Source organism: Pseudomonas sp. NPDC088444 (assembly GCF_044900175.1).
Lineage (GTDB): Bacteria > Pseudomonadota > Gammaproteobacteria > Pseudomonadales > Pseudomonadaceae > Aquipseudomonas.
The window spans coordinates 461,559-478,138 of the sequence record NZ_JBJDNK010000002.1; the positions used below are offsets into that span (position 1 = coordinate 461,559).

At 61.0% G+C, this 16,580-nt stretch carries 12 protein-coding genes and 1 pseudogene; 4 read left to right on the forward strand and 9 right to left on the reverse strand.

The features are described from left to right. Window positions 1–3: 3 nt before the first annotated feature. The 7 genes and pseudogenes from ACI2KB_RS06505 to poxB form a co-directional block, all read right to left on the reverse strand. The gene (locus ACI2KB_RS06505; protein ID WP_404632580.1) at window positions 4–837 is read right to left on the reverse strand and encodes a transporter substrate-binding domain-containing protein; all 834 of its coding nucleotides are present in this window, start codon (window positions 835–837) and stop codon (window positions 4–6) included. After that, entirely contained in the window at window positions 834–1,595 is a 762-nt protein-coding gene (locus ACI2KB_RS06510) for an amino acid ABC transporter ATP-binding protein (protein WP_404632582.1), read from the reverse strand. The genes ACI2KB_RS06505 and ACI2KB_RS06510 overlap by 4 nt, the downstream gene beginning before the upstream one ends. Further along, on the reverse strand, window positions 1,592–2,251 hold the full coding sequence (locus ACI2KB_RS06515) for an amino acid ABC transporter permease (RefSeq protein WP_404632584.1): 660 nt from the start codon (window positions 2,249–2,251) through the stop codon (window positions 1,592–1,594). Before ACI2KB_RS06515 ends, ACI2KB_RS06510 begins: the two co-directional genes overlap by 4 nt. Beyond that, entirely contained in the window at window positions 2,232–2,897 is a 666-nt protein-coding gene (locus tag ACI2KB_RS06520) for an amino acid ABC transporter permease (protein ID WP_404632586.1), read from the reverse strand. The genes ACI2KB_RS06515 and ACI2KB_RS06520 overlap by 20 nt, the downstream gene beginning before the upstream one ends. A 379-nt stretch (window positions 2,898–3,276) precedes the next feature. Next, on the reverse strand, window positions 3,277–4,041 hold the full coding sequence (locus ACI2KB_RS06525) for a methyl-accepting chemotaxis protein (RefSeq protein WP_404632792.1): 765 nt from the start codon (window positions 4,039–4,041) through the stop codon (window positions 3,277–3,279). A 93-nt stretch (window positions 4,042–4,134) separates the two neighbouring features. Further along, window positions 4,135–5,169, reverse strand: a pseudogene (locus ACI2KB_RS06530) (cache domain-containing protein); the annotation flags it as partial. 283 nt (window positions 5,170–5,452) lie between these two features. Further along, window positions 5,453–7,174 carry a ubiquinone-dependent pyruvate dehydrogenase gene (gene poxB, locus ACI2KB_RS06535; protein WP_404632588.1) on the reverse strand — a complete coding sequence of 574 codons (1,722 nt, stop codon included), beginning with the start codon at window positions 7,172–7,174 and terminating at the stop codon, window positions 5,453–5,455. Between the two features lie 219 nt (window positions 7,175–7,393). Between poxB and ACI2KB_RS06540 the strand changes: the two genes are divergently transcribed. Further along, the gene (locus ACI2KB_RS06540; RefSeq protein WP_404632590.1) at window positions 7,394–7,807 is read left to right on the forward strand and encodes a PaaI family thioesterase; all 414 of its coding nucleotides are present in this window, start codon (window positions 7,394–7,396) and stop codon (window positions 7,805–7,807) included. Between the two features lie 114 nt (window positions 7,808–7,921). Here the strand turns inward: ACI2KB_RS06540 and ACI2KB_RS06545 are convergent, their stop codons facing one another. Together ACI2KB_RS06545 and ACI2KB_RS06550 are read right to left on the reverse strand one after the other, a co-directional pair. Beyond that, window positions 7,922–8,644, reverse strand: a complete 723-nt coding sequence (locus tag ACI2KB_RS06545; protein WP_404632592.1) for a dienelactone hydrolase family protein — start codon at window positions 8,642–8,644, stop codon at window positions 7,922–7,924. After that, a complete protein-coding gene (locus tag ACI2KB_RS06550) occupies window positions 8,610–9,182 on the reverse strand; it encodes a sterol desaturase family protein (RefSeq protein ID WP_404632594.1) in 573 nt (190 codons plus the stop codon). Before ACI2KB_RS06550 ends, ACI2KB_RS06545 begins: the two co-directional genes overlap by 35 nt. A 340-nt stretch (window positions 9,183–9,522) precedes the next feature. Here ACI2KB_RS06550 and ppnN point away from each other — a divergent pair, with 340 nt between their 5' ends. From ppnN to ACI2KB_RS06565, 3 genes are all read left to right on the forward strand, one after another. Next, a complete protein-coding gene (ppnN, locus tag ACI2KB_RS06555; protein WP_404632596.1) occupies window positions 9,523–10,896 on the forward strand; it encodes a nucleotide 5'-monophosphate nucleosidase PpnN in 1,374 nt (457 codons plus the stop codon). Between the two features lie 164 nt (window positions 10,897–11,060). Beyond that, window positions 11,061–11,654 (forward strand): GNAT family N-acetyltransferase, encoded by a 594-nt coding sequence (locus ACI2KB_RS06560; RefSeq protein ID WP_404632598.1) that lies wholly within the window; start codon window positions 11,061–11,063, stop codon window positions 11,652–11,654. A 78-nt stretch (window positions 11,655–11,732) separates the two neighbouring features. Next, window positions 11,733–16,574, forward strand: a complete 4,842-nt coding sequence (locus ACI2KB_RS06565; protein WP_404632600.1) for an AvrE-family type 3 secretion system effector — start codon at window positions 11,733–11,735, stop codon at window positions 16,572–16,574. The last annotated feature ends 6 nt before the right edge of the window (window positions 16,575–16,580 follow it).

Consider the following 16,580-nt stretch of genomic DNA (forward strand, 5'->3'; position numbering starts at 1 on the left):
GGCTTACCGCTTCCAGTCGCCCCCCTCGACGATCACCGCCGCCGGATCGGTGCCATCCGCCAGTTGGCTGCGCACGTACTGGTCGTAGAGTTTGAGCAGGTATTTTTCCTTGCCCAGCGTGGCCAGTTCGGTGTTCACCCAGTCCCGCAGCTCGACGTTACCCTTCTTGACCGCAGGCGCGATCGGCGCCTCGTCACCGAGTTTTTGCGCCAGCACGCGGTAACCCGGATTCTGTTTCGCCCAACTGAACAGCACCAGATTGTCTTGCGCGTAGGCATCGCCACGGCCGTTGGCCAGCGCCTGCAGCGATTCGGAGTTTTTCTCGAACTTCAGCAGTTTCCAGTCCGGGTGGTTCTTGGTCAGCCACAGATCAGCGGTGGTCCCGGTGGTAACGATGGTGGTCTTCTTCGCCAGGTCATCCAGCGTCTTCACGTCGCTCTTTTCAGGCACCAACGCCTGCACGGCCACGCGCAGATTCGGGTGGGTGAAGTCCACCACCTGAGCGCGCTCCGGGGTGACGGTCATGTTGGCCAGGATCAAATCCACCTTGTCGCTTTGCAGGAACGGAATCCGGCTGGCGGGCTCGACGACCACGAACTCGATCTTCTTCTCGTCACCGAGCAAGTCCTTGGCGAAACGACGTCCCAGGTCGGTGTCGAAACCAACGTAATCGCCCTTCTCGTTGACGAAGCCGAACGGCGGTTTGTCGCTGAACACCCCGACAATCAGCTTGTCGCGAGCTTTGATTTTGTCCAGATAACCGTCGGCGTGGGCAGTGACACCCGCCAGCAAGCCGATGGCCAACAGAGGAAAAGCGAGGGCAGTTTTAAGATTCACGAGGCGTTCCTTTTGGGCATGTTTTCGACATAGGAAAATTTCTCCAGAAACTGCTGCGCACGTGCGGTCTGCGGGGAGCTGAAGAAGGTATCGGGATGGCCCTGTTCGACGATACGGCCGCCGTCCATGAACAGGATCCGGTCCGCCACGGCACGGGCAAAGGCCATTTCGTGGGTGACGATCAACAGGGTCATGCCGCTGCGGGCCAGGTCGAGGATCACCTCCAGCACTTCCTTGACCATCTCAGGGTCCAGGGCGGCAGTGACTTCATCGAACAGCATGACTTTGGGATTCATGCACAAGGCGCGGACGATGGCGATGCGTTGTTGCTGACCACCGGACAATTGGCGAGGAAAGGCGTCGCGCTTGTCCAGCAAGCCGACTCGCGCCAACAACGTCTCCGCCTGTTGGAGTGCCTCGGCCCTGGGCCGTTTCTGCACGTTCACCGGGCCCAGCAGAATGTTGTCGAGCACGCTCATGTGCGGGAACAGGTGGTAACTCTGAAACACCATGCCGATCTGCTGACGAACCCTGCGCCAATCGGCGTTGGCGCCCAGCTCACGGCCCATAAACCGGTACTGCCCGGCGTGCCCCGACTCCAGACCGTTGAGGCAGCGCAGCAACGTGCTTTTGCCACAGCCACTGGGGCCGAGGATCACCAGCACCTCGTCTTCCTTGACGCGCAAATCCACGTCCTGCAACACCAGTGCATCGCCAAAACGCTTGCTGAAACCGGACAGTTCGATCAATGCACTCATGAATGACTCCAGCGTCGCTCAAGCACACGGGAGGCGGCCGAAAGCGGGTAGCAGACAAAAAAGAAAAACAGGAACAGAAAGCCGTAGATCAGCACCGACTCATAGGTGCGTTCGATGATCTGCTGGCCGATCTTGATCACCTCCACCACACCGATCAGCACCGCCAGCGAGCTGGTTTTGATGAGGCGGGTGAAGACGTTGATCATCGGCGGTGTCATGCGCTGCAACGCCTGAGGCAGCAAAACCCGGCCGTACAGCCCCGGCAGCCCGAGACCGATGGCCAACCCGGCTTCGCGCTGGCCTCGGGGAATGGAGCGCAATGCGCCACGCACCACCTCGCCGGTTTCACTGATGCCCCACAGCGACAGCACCAGCACCGCACACCAGAACCCCGGAAGGCTCCAGCCGAAGAAAATCGGCAATCCGAAAAAGAACAGGTACAGCCACACCAGCACCGGGATGGCCCTGAACGCCTCCAGATAAATCGTCAGCACCACGTCGACCCAGCGAACACCCAGATTGCGCAGCACGCCATACACCACACCGCCCAGGCTGCTGAAGACGATGGCCAACGCGGAAATGCCCAGCGTACGACCGACCCCCGTGAGCAGTTGCGGCGCGGACACCCACAACAACTCAAGACCCGAACTGGCCATGCTGAAGCCTCCTTTCGATGACCCGCAACAGCACAGACAGCGGCACGAACAACAACACGCAGAGCGCGGTCATGACGGCGAGCATTTCGTAGGTCTTGTAGTACAGCGCGATGTAATTCTTCGTCGTGTAGAGGATTTCCGGCACCGCCACGGCCGAGACCACTGTGGTCTCCTTGAGCAGAAACACGAAATTGGCGAATAACGCGGGCAGGCTGAGAATGCCCGCTTGCGGCAGGATGACGTGACGCAGCAATTGCCAGCGCGACAGGCCAATCGATAAACCCGATTCGATTTGCGATTTGGGCACCGCTTCCACCCCGGCGCGCAGGATTTCGGTCAGGTAGGCGCCGCCCAGAAACGTCATGGCGATCACCGCCGAGGTAAACCCGGAAATGCGAATGCCGATGCTCGGCAGCGCGAAATAGATGAAGAACAGTTGAATGAGCAACGGTGTATTGCGTGCCAGTTCGACATACCCGCGCACCAGCGGTTTGAGCACCGGCACGTTGAACACGCTGATGGTGGCATTTAACAGTGCGACACACAGCGACGTGGCAATGGCGATCAGACCGACCTGCAACGTCACGCCCACGGCGGTGACGAAAGCAGGCAGCGTAGACAGCGCGAAATCAAGATCGAAGTTCATCGGCGCCCACACTGATGCGCAGGGCCTGAAAGGAAAACGGTGGTCAGCACTGCTGCTCCTGAACGTAAAAACGGTATCAGGCGCTTTTGCAGGCTTTGTGCCATACGCGAATCCCCGTCTTCAGCAGACGAAAGCAGCCTCTGGCACACGCTAACTGATTGTTTTAAAGCGAAATTGCTGAACCCCTGTTGCTCCAGAAACAGTCGGATCATGGCGGGGGATACGGCTAACGAGAACGTCGCAGCAAGACTCGGTCCGTAACAGCATGGCTTGCCTGGGCGGCGCACGAGAGATCGCTGACGCCGGCAAGCCGGACTGCTACAAGGAGGCGCGTACGCCAGGTGCATCGCAGCGCGCCTCGGTCCGTAGCGGCGTTGACTCAGATGCGGAACGTCCCCACCAAGTGCTGCAAACGTGCGGTCTGGTGTTCGAGGTGGGAACAGGCGTCCAGCGTCGATTTGAGGTTGTCGACGCCTTCCTGGTTCAACGTGTTGATTTCGGTGATGTCGACATTGATCGACTCGACCACGGCGGTCTGTTCTTCGGTGGCCGTCGCCACGGACTGGTTCATGCCGTCGATTTCACCAATGCGGCGAGTCACGCTGTTCAGGCGCTCACCGGCCTGGTTGGCGATGGTCACGCTGCTTTCACTCTGGCGCTGGCTTTCGGTCATGTTGGCCACCGCATCGCGCGCGCCCACTTGCAGTTCTTCGATCATGCCCTGCACTTGCTGGGCCGAATCCTGAGTGCGGTGAGCCAGGTTGCGCACTTCATCGGCCACCACCGCAAACCCGCGGCCCGCTTCACCCGCACGGGCCGCTTCGATGGCCGCGTTCAGCGCCAGCAGGTTGGTTTGTTGGGAAATACCGGTGATTACTTCTAGAATCTGGCCGATGTTGGCGGTCTTGGCGTTCAGCGTCTCGATGTTGGCGCAGGATTCGCTGATCTTGTCCGACAGCTCGTTCATCGCCTTGATGGTCTGGGTCACGACACCCTGCCCTTCGCTGGCCAGTTGCGTGGCTTCGCTGGAGTGCTGCGAAGCCAATGCGGCGTTCTGGGCGATTTCCTGCGCAGCGGCGCCAAGCTGATTGATCGCTGCGGCAACGCTACTGGTACGGCTGGACTGCTGATCCGAGTTGCCCATGGACGAGTTGGACGCGCCCACCACGCGCGCTGCCACTTCGCCCAGTTGCCCGGCGGTGGACGCCACTTCGCGGATCGATCCGTGAATCCGTTCCACGAAGCGGTTGAACGACAGCGCCAGTGCGCCGAACTCATCCTGCGACACGATCGACAGGCGTTTGGTCAGGTCACCCTCACCGTCGGCGATATCCTGCATGGCGCGACCCATCTGGTGCAGCGGCTGCATCAGCACGCGGATCAGCAGGCCCAGCAACAGCATGATGATCGCCACCACAATCACCATCGCGGTGATCGCCGAGGCGCGGAACTCGCTGAGCATCGAGTAGGCGGCGTCGCGGTCCAGGACCAGCGCCACGTACCAGTTCGCAGAAGACAAGCCCTCGACTTTGGTGAACGAGATGAACTGTGCCTTGCCCGCCGACTGGATTTCCGCGACGCCCGGCGCGATCTTCGGCGCACCGTTGGGGTAGGCCTCGCTGACGTTTTTCAGGATCAGCTTGCTGTCCGGGTGAATCAGAATCTTGCCATCGGCGCTGACAATGTAGGCATAGCCATGGCCACCGAAATTCAGCGAGTTGATGGTTTTGGTAATGGCCTCCAGGGAAATATCGGCCCCCGCCACGCCAATCATCTGGCCCTGCTGGCGAACCGGCGTGGCCAGGGTCACCACCAGCTTGCCCGACGATGCGGCGATGTACGGCTCGGTGACGATGGTGCCTTGCGCCGCATCGGCGGCCTTGTACCAGCCCCGTGCACGCGGGTCGTAATCGGCGGCGCGGTTACCCGCAGGCACCGAGAACATCAGGCCGTCCTTGCCACCGAAGTAGCTCAGTTGGAAATTGTCCGGGTACACAGGCAGGCCCACAGCGCGCTTCAGGTTGTCAGGCGACGGGCCATCGACGGCGATCTGCTGCGCCATCGAATAGAGCAATTGCGTGCGGCTGTCGAGCCAGGTCTGAATGTTTTGTGTGGTCAGACTGCCCAGTTGTTGCAGTTCGGTGTCGACGTTGTTTTTCAGAGTTTCACGCTGACGGTAATCATTCACCAGAATGAAACACGAGAAAGCAACAACAACTATCAGTGCAGCGGCCAGCAGGATCTTTCTGCTGAAGCCCAGACTTTTGATCATATGATTGTGTCCATAACCAAGAATGACAGCGACGGGAATGCGTGGCCGATCAGGCGCGCGCCGCGCTTTTTACGGGGTTGTGCGAAGAAAGGGAAGACGCGGCCTGAAATATCTTTCGGCCGCTTGAACGCGAAGTTGAATACCGGTCGTCGAACCGTGTTAGTTGAAGTTGGCCGATGTTTTAGAACAAACGGTTAACGTAACTAGATCAGGATCCAATACGGCGCACTTAGTGCACCCATTAGGCGTGAGGTCGCTCGCGCCTAATGGGTCATGGAAACGATCAGCGGAAGTTAGTCTTGGCCAGTTCCAGCACCTGATCCGCCTTGCCGCTCATCACAGCCTTCAACATGAACAGGCTGAAACCCTTGGCCTGGGCCAGTTTGATTTTCGGCGGCAGGCCCAGCTCCTGTTTCGCCGTGACCACGTCCACCACCACCGGGCCGGGATGCTCAAAAGCCTTCTTCAACGCGTTGGGCAGGTCGGCGGAATCCTCCACGCGAATCCCCAGAATTCCGGCACCAATGGCGATGTTGGCGAAATTGGTGGCATGGAAATCGGTGTCATGGGGCACATACCCGCTGGCCTGCATTTCCATGGCGACAAAACCCAGCGAGCTGTTGTTGAACACCACGATCTTGATCGGCAGGTTGAGCTGGCGAATCGTGAGCAGGTCCCCCAGCAGCATCGACAAACCGCCGTCGCCACACAACGCCACCACTTGGCGCTGAGGAAACGCCGCCTTGGCGCCCAGCGCCTGGGGCATGGCGTTGGCCATGGAGCCGTGGTTGAACGATCCCAACAATGAACGCTGGCCGTTCATGGTCAGGTAGCGCGCCGCCCACAAGGTTGGCGTGCCGACGTCCACGGTGAAAATCGAGTCGGGATCGGCGTACGCGTCCACCATACGCGTCAAATACTGAGGATGGATCGGCTCACCGTGAGGCGACGGTGTGGCCAGTTCATCCAGTTCTTCGCGGGCCTTGGCATAGTGATCCAGCGCTTTGTCGAGAAACTTGCGATCGGTGTGCGCCTTGATCCGGGGTAACAGCGCAACGATGGTTTCGGCGATGCCCCCTTCCAGCCCCAGCATCAGAGGCGTGCGCCGACCGAGCGCAGCGGCGTCGATGTCGATCTGCACGATGTTGGCTTTTTCCGGATAGAAATTGCGGTATGGAAAATTGCTGCCGAGGATCAACAGCGTGTCGCAATTCATCATGGCGTGATAGCCGGAGCTGAAACCGATCAGCCCGGTCATGCCCACGTCGAACGGATTGGCGTACTCGATGTACTGTTTGCCGCGCAGGGCATGCACCACGGGGGCTGCGAGCTTTTCCGCCAGGGCGACGACTTGATCATGGGCCTCGGCGCAGCCTGCACCGGCCAGAATGGTCACGCTTTTGGAGGCATCCAGCAGCTCGACCAGCCGCAACAGGTCTTTTTCAGCCGGGATAACCCGCGCAGCGACGGGTTCAACCCAAGCAGGCTTGACGTCTGGCGCAGGCAACAAGGCGACATCGCCGGGGATCACGATCACCGCCACGCCACGTTGGCTGATCGCCGCACGCATCGCCCGTTCCAGAACACGGGGAAGCTGCTCGGCGCTGCTCACCGCCTCGACGAAGTGGCTGCACTCTTTGAACAGTTGGACGGGATGGGTTTCCTGAAAGTAATTCAGGCCTATTTCCGACGAGGGGATCTGCGCCGCGATGGCCAGTACCGGCACTCGGCTGCGATGGCAATCGTACAGGCCGTTGATCAGGTGCAGATTGCCCGGACCACAACTGCCTGCACACACCGCCAGTTTGCCCGTGGTGGCGGCTTCTGCGCCAGCAGCGAAGGCCGCCACTTCTTCGTGACGGGTGTGCATCCACTTGATCTTGCCCAGCCGCTGAAGGCTGTCGGTCAGGCCGTTCAGGCTGTCGCCACTGACGCCCCAGATCTTCGAGACGCCCGCGGCGGCGAGGGTGTGGGCAAGGTAATCGGCGATGGTTCTGCTGGACATGGGGCAGGTTCCTTGTCGAGTCGAATGGACCGCACGTTGCAACCTTCTGCAGCGCGCGTCGTTTCAAATCGACCTGTAGCACCGGTCAACAGTTCAGTGCTTGTCGGAATGTGCGAGTCTGCGGCGATCGTGACAGCGTCCAGTGTTCGCCCCGCCCCTCGTTGACAACGGTCTGCGGCTCATCAAGGCTGGCGGATTCCAACCCGGCAGGAGCAGGCCATGGCGAGCAAGGCAGAAATCGCGGCGTTTATCGCGCAAGAGTTTCCACAGACCCGGATCGTCGTTGAGGACGTGGGCGATCAGCGGGCGACGATTTCTCAGGTGGTCGATCAGTCGGACTTGCGCCCCGGTGGCACGGTGTCCGGGCCGACCCTGATGGCAGTGGCGGATGTGGCCTTGTACGTGGCGGTGCTCGGTGTCATCGGCATTGTGCCGCTGACGGTCACCACCAGCCTGACGATCAACTTCTTGCGCAAGCCCGAAGCCGGGCGGCGGATCATCGCGCAGTGTCAGTTGATGAAAGTCGGCAAGACCCTGGCCATTGGCGAGGTTTCGCTGTACTCCGAAGGGTTGGCCGATGCCGTGGCCCACGTGGTTGGCACTTACGCCATCCCGCCCCACCCCCTGCGCTAAGCCGGGCAAAACAGGGACGGGGAACGGGTCCTGAGAGCACTTTCTGTAGCAGCACGGCCGTGCTGCTACAAGGGATCGGCGCGAGTCATTCCGATCCAGCGGGTATTGAGGACTTCATGTCCACAATGTGCGCCCAAAGAAGGTCAACGCCCGGTCCCACGCCAGTTGCGCCCACACTGGGTCATACTGCGTCCCGGCAATACGTCCTGGCCCGACGGCGGTTTCGTTGGCAAAGGCATGGTGGGCCAGGTAACGATGGAATTCGATGTCCACCCCACCCTCGCCCAGCTTCTCTTCCAGTTTGTCGACGTTTTCCGCCGGAAAGAACTCATCCTGTGTCGCCCAGTGCGCTTGCACCGGCACCTTGATGGCGTTGGGGTCAAGGTATTCCAGCGGCGGCATGCCGTAGAACACCACGCCAGCCGACAACTCGGGAATGAAGTTCAGCGCCAGCAACGTCAATGCGCCTCCCATGCAGAAGCCGGTGACACCCACATTCGGCGTATGGCCCTTGAGGTACTGCACGGCGCCACGAATGTCCTGAGTGGCGGCGTCGGCAAAATCGAGTTTGCTCATCAGGTGATGAGCCTCCTCCTCTTCGACGGTCATTTCGCCCCGGTACAAATCCGGCACCAACGCCAGGTAACCGGCCGCCGCAAGGCGATCCGCCACGCCGCGAATCTGATCGTTCAGACCCCACCACTCCTGAATCACCACGATGGCCGGAGCGCCTTCGGTTTTCACCGGGCTGGCCAGGTAGCCGCTGACCTCCTTGCCATCCGGGCGGGTGTAAGTGATGGTTTTACCGCTGGCTGGTTGTGCTTTCGATTGCGTCACGTGAGTCTCCCGAAGCGGTGAAAAGAGTGATAGGTGTAGCACGCCGCTCGGAACGTTCAGCGGCGCGCTGCTGCTCGTCCACGCGCCTCTGGCGCAGTTGCTTGTGCAACGTGGCCACAGGCGGTGCGTACAAAAAGCCGAACGATACGCTGTTGTGACGTCCCTTGACCGCGTGGTGCATGAGGTGAGCCTGGTACAACCGGCGAAGGTAGCGATTGCGCGGTTTCGGACGAACCGGCCAGTGCCGATGCACGATGCCATCGTGCACCAGAATATAGATCAACCCGAACGCGGCAACCCCCGCCCCCACCCATTGCAGCGGGTCATAACCGCTGTTTCCCAGCACGATCAGGCCAACGGCCGCTGCGCCAAGCACCAGCAGGTAAATGTCATTGGTTTCGAACGCGCCCAGATGCTCTTCGTGGTGAGAGCGATGCAAAAACCAGCCCCAGCCGTGCATGACGTACTTGTGCGCAAGAAAACCGACACCCTCCATGGCGATCAGGGTGCAGAGGAAAATCGCGAAGTTGAAAATCATAAGAGGCGGCGTGGTCACGGGCATCTGGGGTCGAGGTGCAGCATACCGGCGCGGGGCGAAAAATCAAAAGTCACTGATCGCGCGAGCACCCTCGCTCTGTGTAGCAGTCCGGCTTGCCGGCGGCGGTGTGTCATTCATCGGATTCTTCTCTGGCTTTACGCTACCGCCGGCAAGCCGGACTGCTGCAGCGTCATTGCCCATTCAAAGATTTCACACCCAACGTTTGCTTTCCTGACCGACCGATGTAAAAAATGGCCCCAAGGGTGAATGGCGTTTTCATTCACTGTCCACATGCTGGCCTGCGACCACGACGGCCGGCATCGCTTTCAAGGAATTCAGAATGGCTCCAAGACAGGTAATCAACGCTTCGGTCAGTCCAAAAGGTAGCCTGGAGACGCTTTCACAACGTGAAGTCCAACAACTGAGCGCTGCTGGCTCAGGCAGTACGTACAGCCTTTTCCGCCAGTGCGCCCTGGCCATCCTCAACACGGGCGCGCATGTTGACAACGCCAAAACCATTCTCGAAGCCTACCAGGACTTCGAAGTGCGCATTCATCAACTGGACCGCGGCGTGCGCCTGGAGCTGCTGAACGCTCCGGCTGACGCCTTCGTTGACGGCGAAATGATCGCCAGCACTCGGGAAATGCTGTTCAGCGCCCTGCGCGACATCGTCTACACCGAAAGCGAACTGGACAGCCAGCGCATCGACCTGGACTCGTCCCAGGGCATCACCGATTACGTCTTCCACCTGCTGCGCAACGCCCGCACCCTGCGCGCGGGTGTCGAGCCGAAGATGGTGGTGTGCTGGGGTGGGCACTCGATCAACACCGAGGAATACAAATACACCAAGAAAGTCGGCCACGAACTGGGCCTGCGCAAGCTGGACATCTGCACCGGTTGCGGCCCTGGCGTGATGAAAGGCCCTATGAAGGGCGCGACCATCGCCCACGCCAAACAACGCATCAGCGGTGGCCGCTACCTGGGCCTGACCGAGCCGGGCATCATTGCGGCCGAAGCGCCGAACCCGATCGTCAACGAACTGGTCATCCTGCCAGACATCGAGAAGCGCCTGGAAGCCTTCGTCCGGGTCGGCCACGGCATCATCATTTTCCCGGGCGGCGCTGGTACGGCTGAAGAGTTCCTCTACCTGCTGGGCATCCTGATGCACCCGGACAACCAGGACCTGCCCTTCCCGGTCATCCTCACCGGCCCGAAAAGCACCGCGCCGTATCTGGAGCAACTGCACGCCTTCGTCAGCGCGACCTTGGGCGAGCAAGCGCACAAACATTACAAGATCATCATCGATGACCCGGCCGAAGTGGCGCGGCAAATGGTCGAAGGGCTGGCCGCCGTACGCCAGTTCCGCCGCGAGCGCGCCGACGCCTTCCACTTCAACTGGCTGCTGAAGATCGAAGAAAGCTTCCAGCGTCCTTTCGACCCGACCCACGCCAACATGGCCAGCCTGCAACTGCGCCGCGACCTGCCGCCCCACGAACTGGCGGCGAACCTGCGCCGGGCGTTTTCCGGGATCGTGGCGGGCAACGTCAAGGACAAGGGTATTCGCCTGATCGAAGAGCACGGGCCGTATGAAATCCACGGCGACGCCGAAGTCATGCAGCCGCTGGACAAACTGCTGCAAGCGTTCGTCGAACAGCACCGGATGAAACTGCCTGGCGGCGCGGCGTACGTGCCGTGTTACCGCGTCGTCTCCTGATACTGAATCCGCGTCGACTGGAACCTTCCGGCTCGGCGCGATCGTTGTGGGAGCCGGCTTGCTGGCGAAAGCGTCGTGTCAGTTGCGCATGTGTTGCCTGACACACCGTTTTCGCCAGCAAGCCGGCTCCCACATTTGGAAATTCCCGAATTTATGGCCCCTCAATGATCCACATCCGCCCCATGACGCCCGAAGACTTCGAACGCTTCTGGCCGACTTTCCAAACCGTGGTTAAAGCGCAGGAAACCTACGCCTACGACCCCGACCTGACCTATGAACAAGCGCTGCACCTGTGGCTCGAATACCCGCTGCACACGCTGATCGCCGAAGAAGACGGCGTACTGCTCGGCAGCTATTACCTCAAGGCCAACGCTGCCGGTCCTGGCGGTCACGTGTCCAATTGCGGTTACATGGTCACCAACGAGGCCCGCGGTCGCGGCGTGGCCCGAGCGATGTGCGAACACTCCCAGCAACTGGCAGTGGACAGCGGGTTCTCGGCGATGCAGTTCAATTCGGTGGTGGCGACCAACGAGGTCGCGGTCGCCCTGTGGAACAAGCTGGGTTTCGAGACCGTTGGCCGCTTGCCCCGTGCTTATCGCCACGCTCGCCACGGCCTGGTCGACTGCCTGGTGATGTTCAAATGGCTGGCGGACATGCCCGCGTCACGCAAGGCCAAAAGCCCGCTGTTGATCGGGCGCAAGAACATCGAGTCTGTGGTGTCGCGGCCTCGACGGGCCAAACCGGACACCCCGGCCTGATTTTCACCCCTCACTGGAACCCATTCCCGCCTGACGCCACTCAGTCCACACACTGTTTACTGCAGGGACGGCGTCAGCATGGTTTCACCTACCTCATCAATCCACCACTCTGCTTCAGTGGCCGCTGTGGTCGGCAGCACTCACGCTGGCTCCAGTGAAGGCCCTAAGCAGCGCCTCGGCTTTCGGGCGAAGATGGATGCGTTCAGCCAGTCCATCGCCCAGAAAGGGCGCCACCTCAAAGAAGGGTTCAAGGCCCGTCCTAGAGATGCGTCATCCACCCCACGCAGTTCTCGGGCGCAGCCCCCCGTCCAGCCGCCGCAACTGGAACGTGCGCAGTCCCATGCCAGTGGCCGGGGCGATTTCCCGCAACCACCTGAAATTCCGGCCCCGACGCCCCCCGTTGCACCGCCCGTCGCAGCGCCGCCTCATGCGCCGATCGAACTGTCGCCTCGCCTGACCATGCGACTGGAGGACCATCGCCTGATCGTCGGTGAGCCGGGGCGTGCCAATCGCACGGAGCAACTGCTGGACAGCGTCCTTAACAAGACGCAAGAGCGGTATCGAACACTTGAGAACCTGAGCGATCCCGCAGTCGCTGGCAAAACCGAATACCTGCTGACGGACTCCCGCCATCGCCTGTTGCATGCCCAGGCGAGCGATCTGGCGGTGTCAGTGTTCAAAAGCAGTGAAAACCGCCCCTACACGCGCCTCCATGTGGCGATGCCTGGCAATGCCCATCGCGCTCAGATCACAGGGGTACACGTGGACGCCGACGGCAATGCCTTCCGACTCCACGACAAGAAACTCTACGCGTTGGAGGAAGGCACCTGGAAGGACCGAGGTGTCGCTGTAGACTTGAAAAGTCTGCATGACATGGGGGGCGAATTGTACGCACTCGATGACGCCGGCCAGATCCGCCCTCTCAGTGCGCCAGACACGACGATTGCGTTCCAACATCCGGTTCAGGCGCTGGCCCATCTGGACGGTGCCCTTATCGCGCTCACCGCCGACAGCGACAATCAATTGCACCTCGAACGACGGGATGGTCTGGGCCATGGCATTCACGGGATTCACGCGCTCACCGACGCCAACGGCCCCCTGACCACTGACGCCGCCGACAAACCCACCGCCATCGCCGTACAGGGCAATCAGGTGCTGCTCAGCACGGCCACAGGCACGCTGCACCGGGTCGACATTCCCGACGACATGATCGAAGCGATTGCGACCGAGGAAGAAACCCGCGTGCTTGAACCGTTGTCGCTGGCCGATACACGCCATTCCGACGCCTTGCAGAACCTGCTGGGTCGGCACCAGTACGGTGAAATGTTCGTCGACAACAATCAACTGTTCGCACGGGTAAAAGACCATCGCGGCACTGAACACAGCGCCAGTTGGGATGCTCACTCACAAACCTTCCGTCCCGGCTGGAACCTGAGCCAGACCCTGGTGCTGGACCGCCAGCACGGCCTGCCGCGATTGACGCCTGCCCTGAATGAACAGATCCAGTTGGCCCGCGGCCGTATCGCGCAACACGACAACACGCTGCTCGCAGAGGACCCTCGAACCGGGGAATGGAAGAAAACCAGCGAAACCGACATCAAGTCGCTGATCGCCGCCCACGACGGTTTCGCCTACCTGATCGACAAGGACAACAAGCTCAAGCAACTGAAAGTCGCACCACAAGCCACCGCTCATGACATGGGCCAGGGTGTTGACCTGGCGCTGCCCGGACGGGCCACTGAAGCCAAGGGCACCCTCATGCGCGGCGCCGAACACCTGACCGTGGACAAGGTGGCTGTGCAGAATGACCAACGTTACATGACACTCAGCGGCGGCGAGCTGCGTCTGCACGATCAGAACGGCGAGCGGGCCAAACTGCCTCCCCTGCCGGGCAACGGTGACATCATCGGTATTGGCAGTTCGGGTCAGGACTGGTTCGCCCTCAAGGACGGCGCGCTTCATCAAATGTCCGGTCCGGGCGCTGATCCGAAAAACATGTCGACCACTCGTGCCTGGGCAACGGCGTCACTGGAAGGCCTGCCCGCCGGTGCGACCCTGCAAGATCTCAAGACCGATCACAAGGGCCATCTGCGGCTGCACATCAGCGTCCCGGGCGCCACGCCGGAAGATCCCGTGGCCGTCAGCGAGCACATCCGCCGACCGAACGGCCGTTGGGAGCCGGCCTCGGCAGAAGCCGAGCAGGCCGCGGACGCTGCGCCGCGTCCCCATGCCCACTTTGAAAACCTGGCGGGCAGCGAACTCCCCTTTACCCGCAAGAAAGGCGTCAAACTCAGCGCCAATATTGGCGGCCGCAATAATGTGGAGACCGCCAAACTTCGCAACTACGCGCCCAACTCGTTGACGCAGAACTACGTCACCTCGCATCTGGCGTCCACAGGCGCGTTCAAGGTCCCGGCCGACAGTATCCAGCACGCCTGGAAAGGGCGCGAAGGGTTGCGGGAGGTCTACACCCGCGAGGTCGATACGCTGCGCGGTCTGACGGCAGCCGCCGCAGCCCGCCCGGCCGAAGCGCCCGACTCAATGGCCGATCGACTGGCGACCTTGAGCCGGTCCCCTGTGTCGCCGCCGGTCGCGGAACTGGTCGATCTGATCACCTGGTTCCAGCGAACCGTCAACGAGGACATGCAGAAGACCCTGCGAGAACTGGCTGAAGCCAAAGGCGCGCTGCACAACAGCGGCGACATCAACCTCAACTTCCGGCCCGGCAAGCCTCCGCGTAACGACCTGTTCAACGAGGTCGCCCATGTATTGACAGACAGCGGCATAAAACCGGGCGATCCGCTCGGCGATTTGGTCGAAACACTGCAAAGCCGGAACTTCACCCTCGAACACCGCGATCCCGTATCAAGCTTCGACGACTCTCGCAAGCGTGGCGACAACCAGACCCTGCTCTGCGCACGGCTGGCGGCCAACGCACAGATCATGAAGCGCCTCAGCGCCCAGGTCGACGACCTGACGGCCAACCCCGGACGACCGCAGGCGGATCTGGACACCTTCGCCGCCCAGTTGGCTGCCTTGCACAACACCGATTACGACGGCAACCCGCTCAAGCGCTACACCGACGCGGGCTTCCGCAGCTATGGGGCGCTGGAGGCCAGCTACGACGCGACCAAGAGCCTGCTCAAATACATGCGCAAGGACAATCACCCGGTCAAACGCAACGTGCTGGAGGGGTTACAAACCACCCCCGCCGAGCTCACCCGCAATCTGACCCAGGCGTTGCGAGACCTCGAACCCCGCGAAAGTCTGAAGATCAACCGCAACTATGGGGGCGGCGTGACCGGGGGCATCAGCGGCCCCGCGGGCGATGCTTTCCTGGGCTTTCGCGGCTCCGTCGATCCAGAGCGAACCTACGGCATCACGTTCACCCGCTTCGACCGTGGCCTGAAAGTCTCGATCAACCGCGAAGGCGCCGTTAGCGGCACGGGCAGTTTTGGGTTTGGCGGCGGCAAATCGGACACCAAAACCACCGCCGGGGACAGTCACAACAACATTCAATCCAACAGCGGCTGGTTCGGCGGCAGCCTGGACGCGAAGTACAAATACGCCGACAACACCGCCCTGAGCTTTTTCGTGCGTGACGATGAAATGGACGCGTTCATGGACGACCTGCTCAATACGCGACTGCACAGCAGCCAGCGGCCGGAGCTCGCCGGGTTGAAGCCCATGGACCTGATGAACCGCAGCGTCGAACAGGAAGTGCGCACCACCGCCAAGCACAGCTTCGATCTGGAGCTGGGCGCCAATGTCGAGTCGCGCACCAACTACGGCCAGACCGACGCCGAACCCGTGGCGGGTTTCATGCGCTTCGGTGTCGGCCTGCTGGCCAGCCTGACGCTCATGAGCGCCGAACGGGAGCGCACTCAGGGGCGCGGCAACGACGGCTTGCAAACCGACATCTACAGCAGCAACCGTGCACGCTTTCTTGAAAAAGGCGCCGTGACGGGCTACGCGAGGATGTTCAGCTCCGTTTTCTCGGCGCGTCCGGACAACCTGTTCATTGCCGGTGGCGCGCCCGTTGGTATCGCGGCCACGCTGTCGGTGGACAACAAGACCGGCAAAACCTATGACGTGCGCTTCAAGGATGCCCTGCCCGTCCAGGCCAGTGATGTGAAGAGCCTGGCCAGCAGCCTTGAGAAGGCCTTTCCTGAGCTCAAGCAGAACAAACGTGACGACCAGCCCGTGACGGAGCGCCTGAACGCGCTACACGACCAGTACGGCAGCAAGACTGCGCAAAACGACGCCCAGCATTCGGCCCTGATGAGTCTGGCCCAGACTCGCCGTCAGCAGCTGGCCAACGTTAAAGGCTCGGCCTTGATGTCGCTGATGGACATGGTGGTCAAGCACAACAACGTCAATCGCGTGGACCAGAAAACAGTCAGCAAGCGGGGTATCGATGTGGTCAAGGAGATGCTGGGCAAGGACGTCAACCCGGGTAACGCAGAGCGCATTCACCAAATGATGAACGACGACCCGCAGCTCAAGGCACTGCTCGATGAAATGAAAAGCGCCAAGGGCACGACCCGGGCCGAGATCAAGCTGGAAGTGACCGACGCGGTGAAAAAGAACATTGAGGATGCGGCGATTGTCGGAAGGCTGTCCGATGAAGCGCTGAAAACCCAGCTATCGGACCGGGACAACTTGCGCATCAAAAGCATCGCGATCTTTCGCTCGGCGGCCAAGGAGGACTCACTGGGTGTTCCCCTGCCCTATGTGAGTTACAAGAGCGGCAGCAGCCTGGCCATCGAGCGCTTGATGGGGGAACTCACGTTTGAGTACGGCGCTGACCAGTTGAACCCGAAAAAAGTCACGGCCGACGGCGCCATCGCCGATCAAGGTGACACCACCGCAGCTCGTGAGCTGGGCCTGGAAGCGAGTGGTGAATTTCGCTTGCGCTAAATGCCC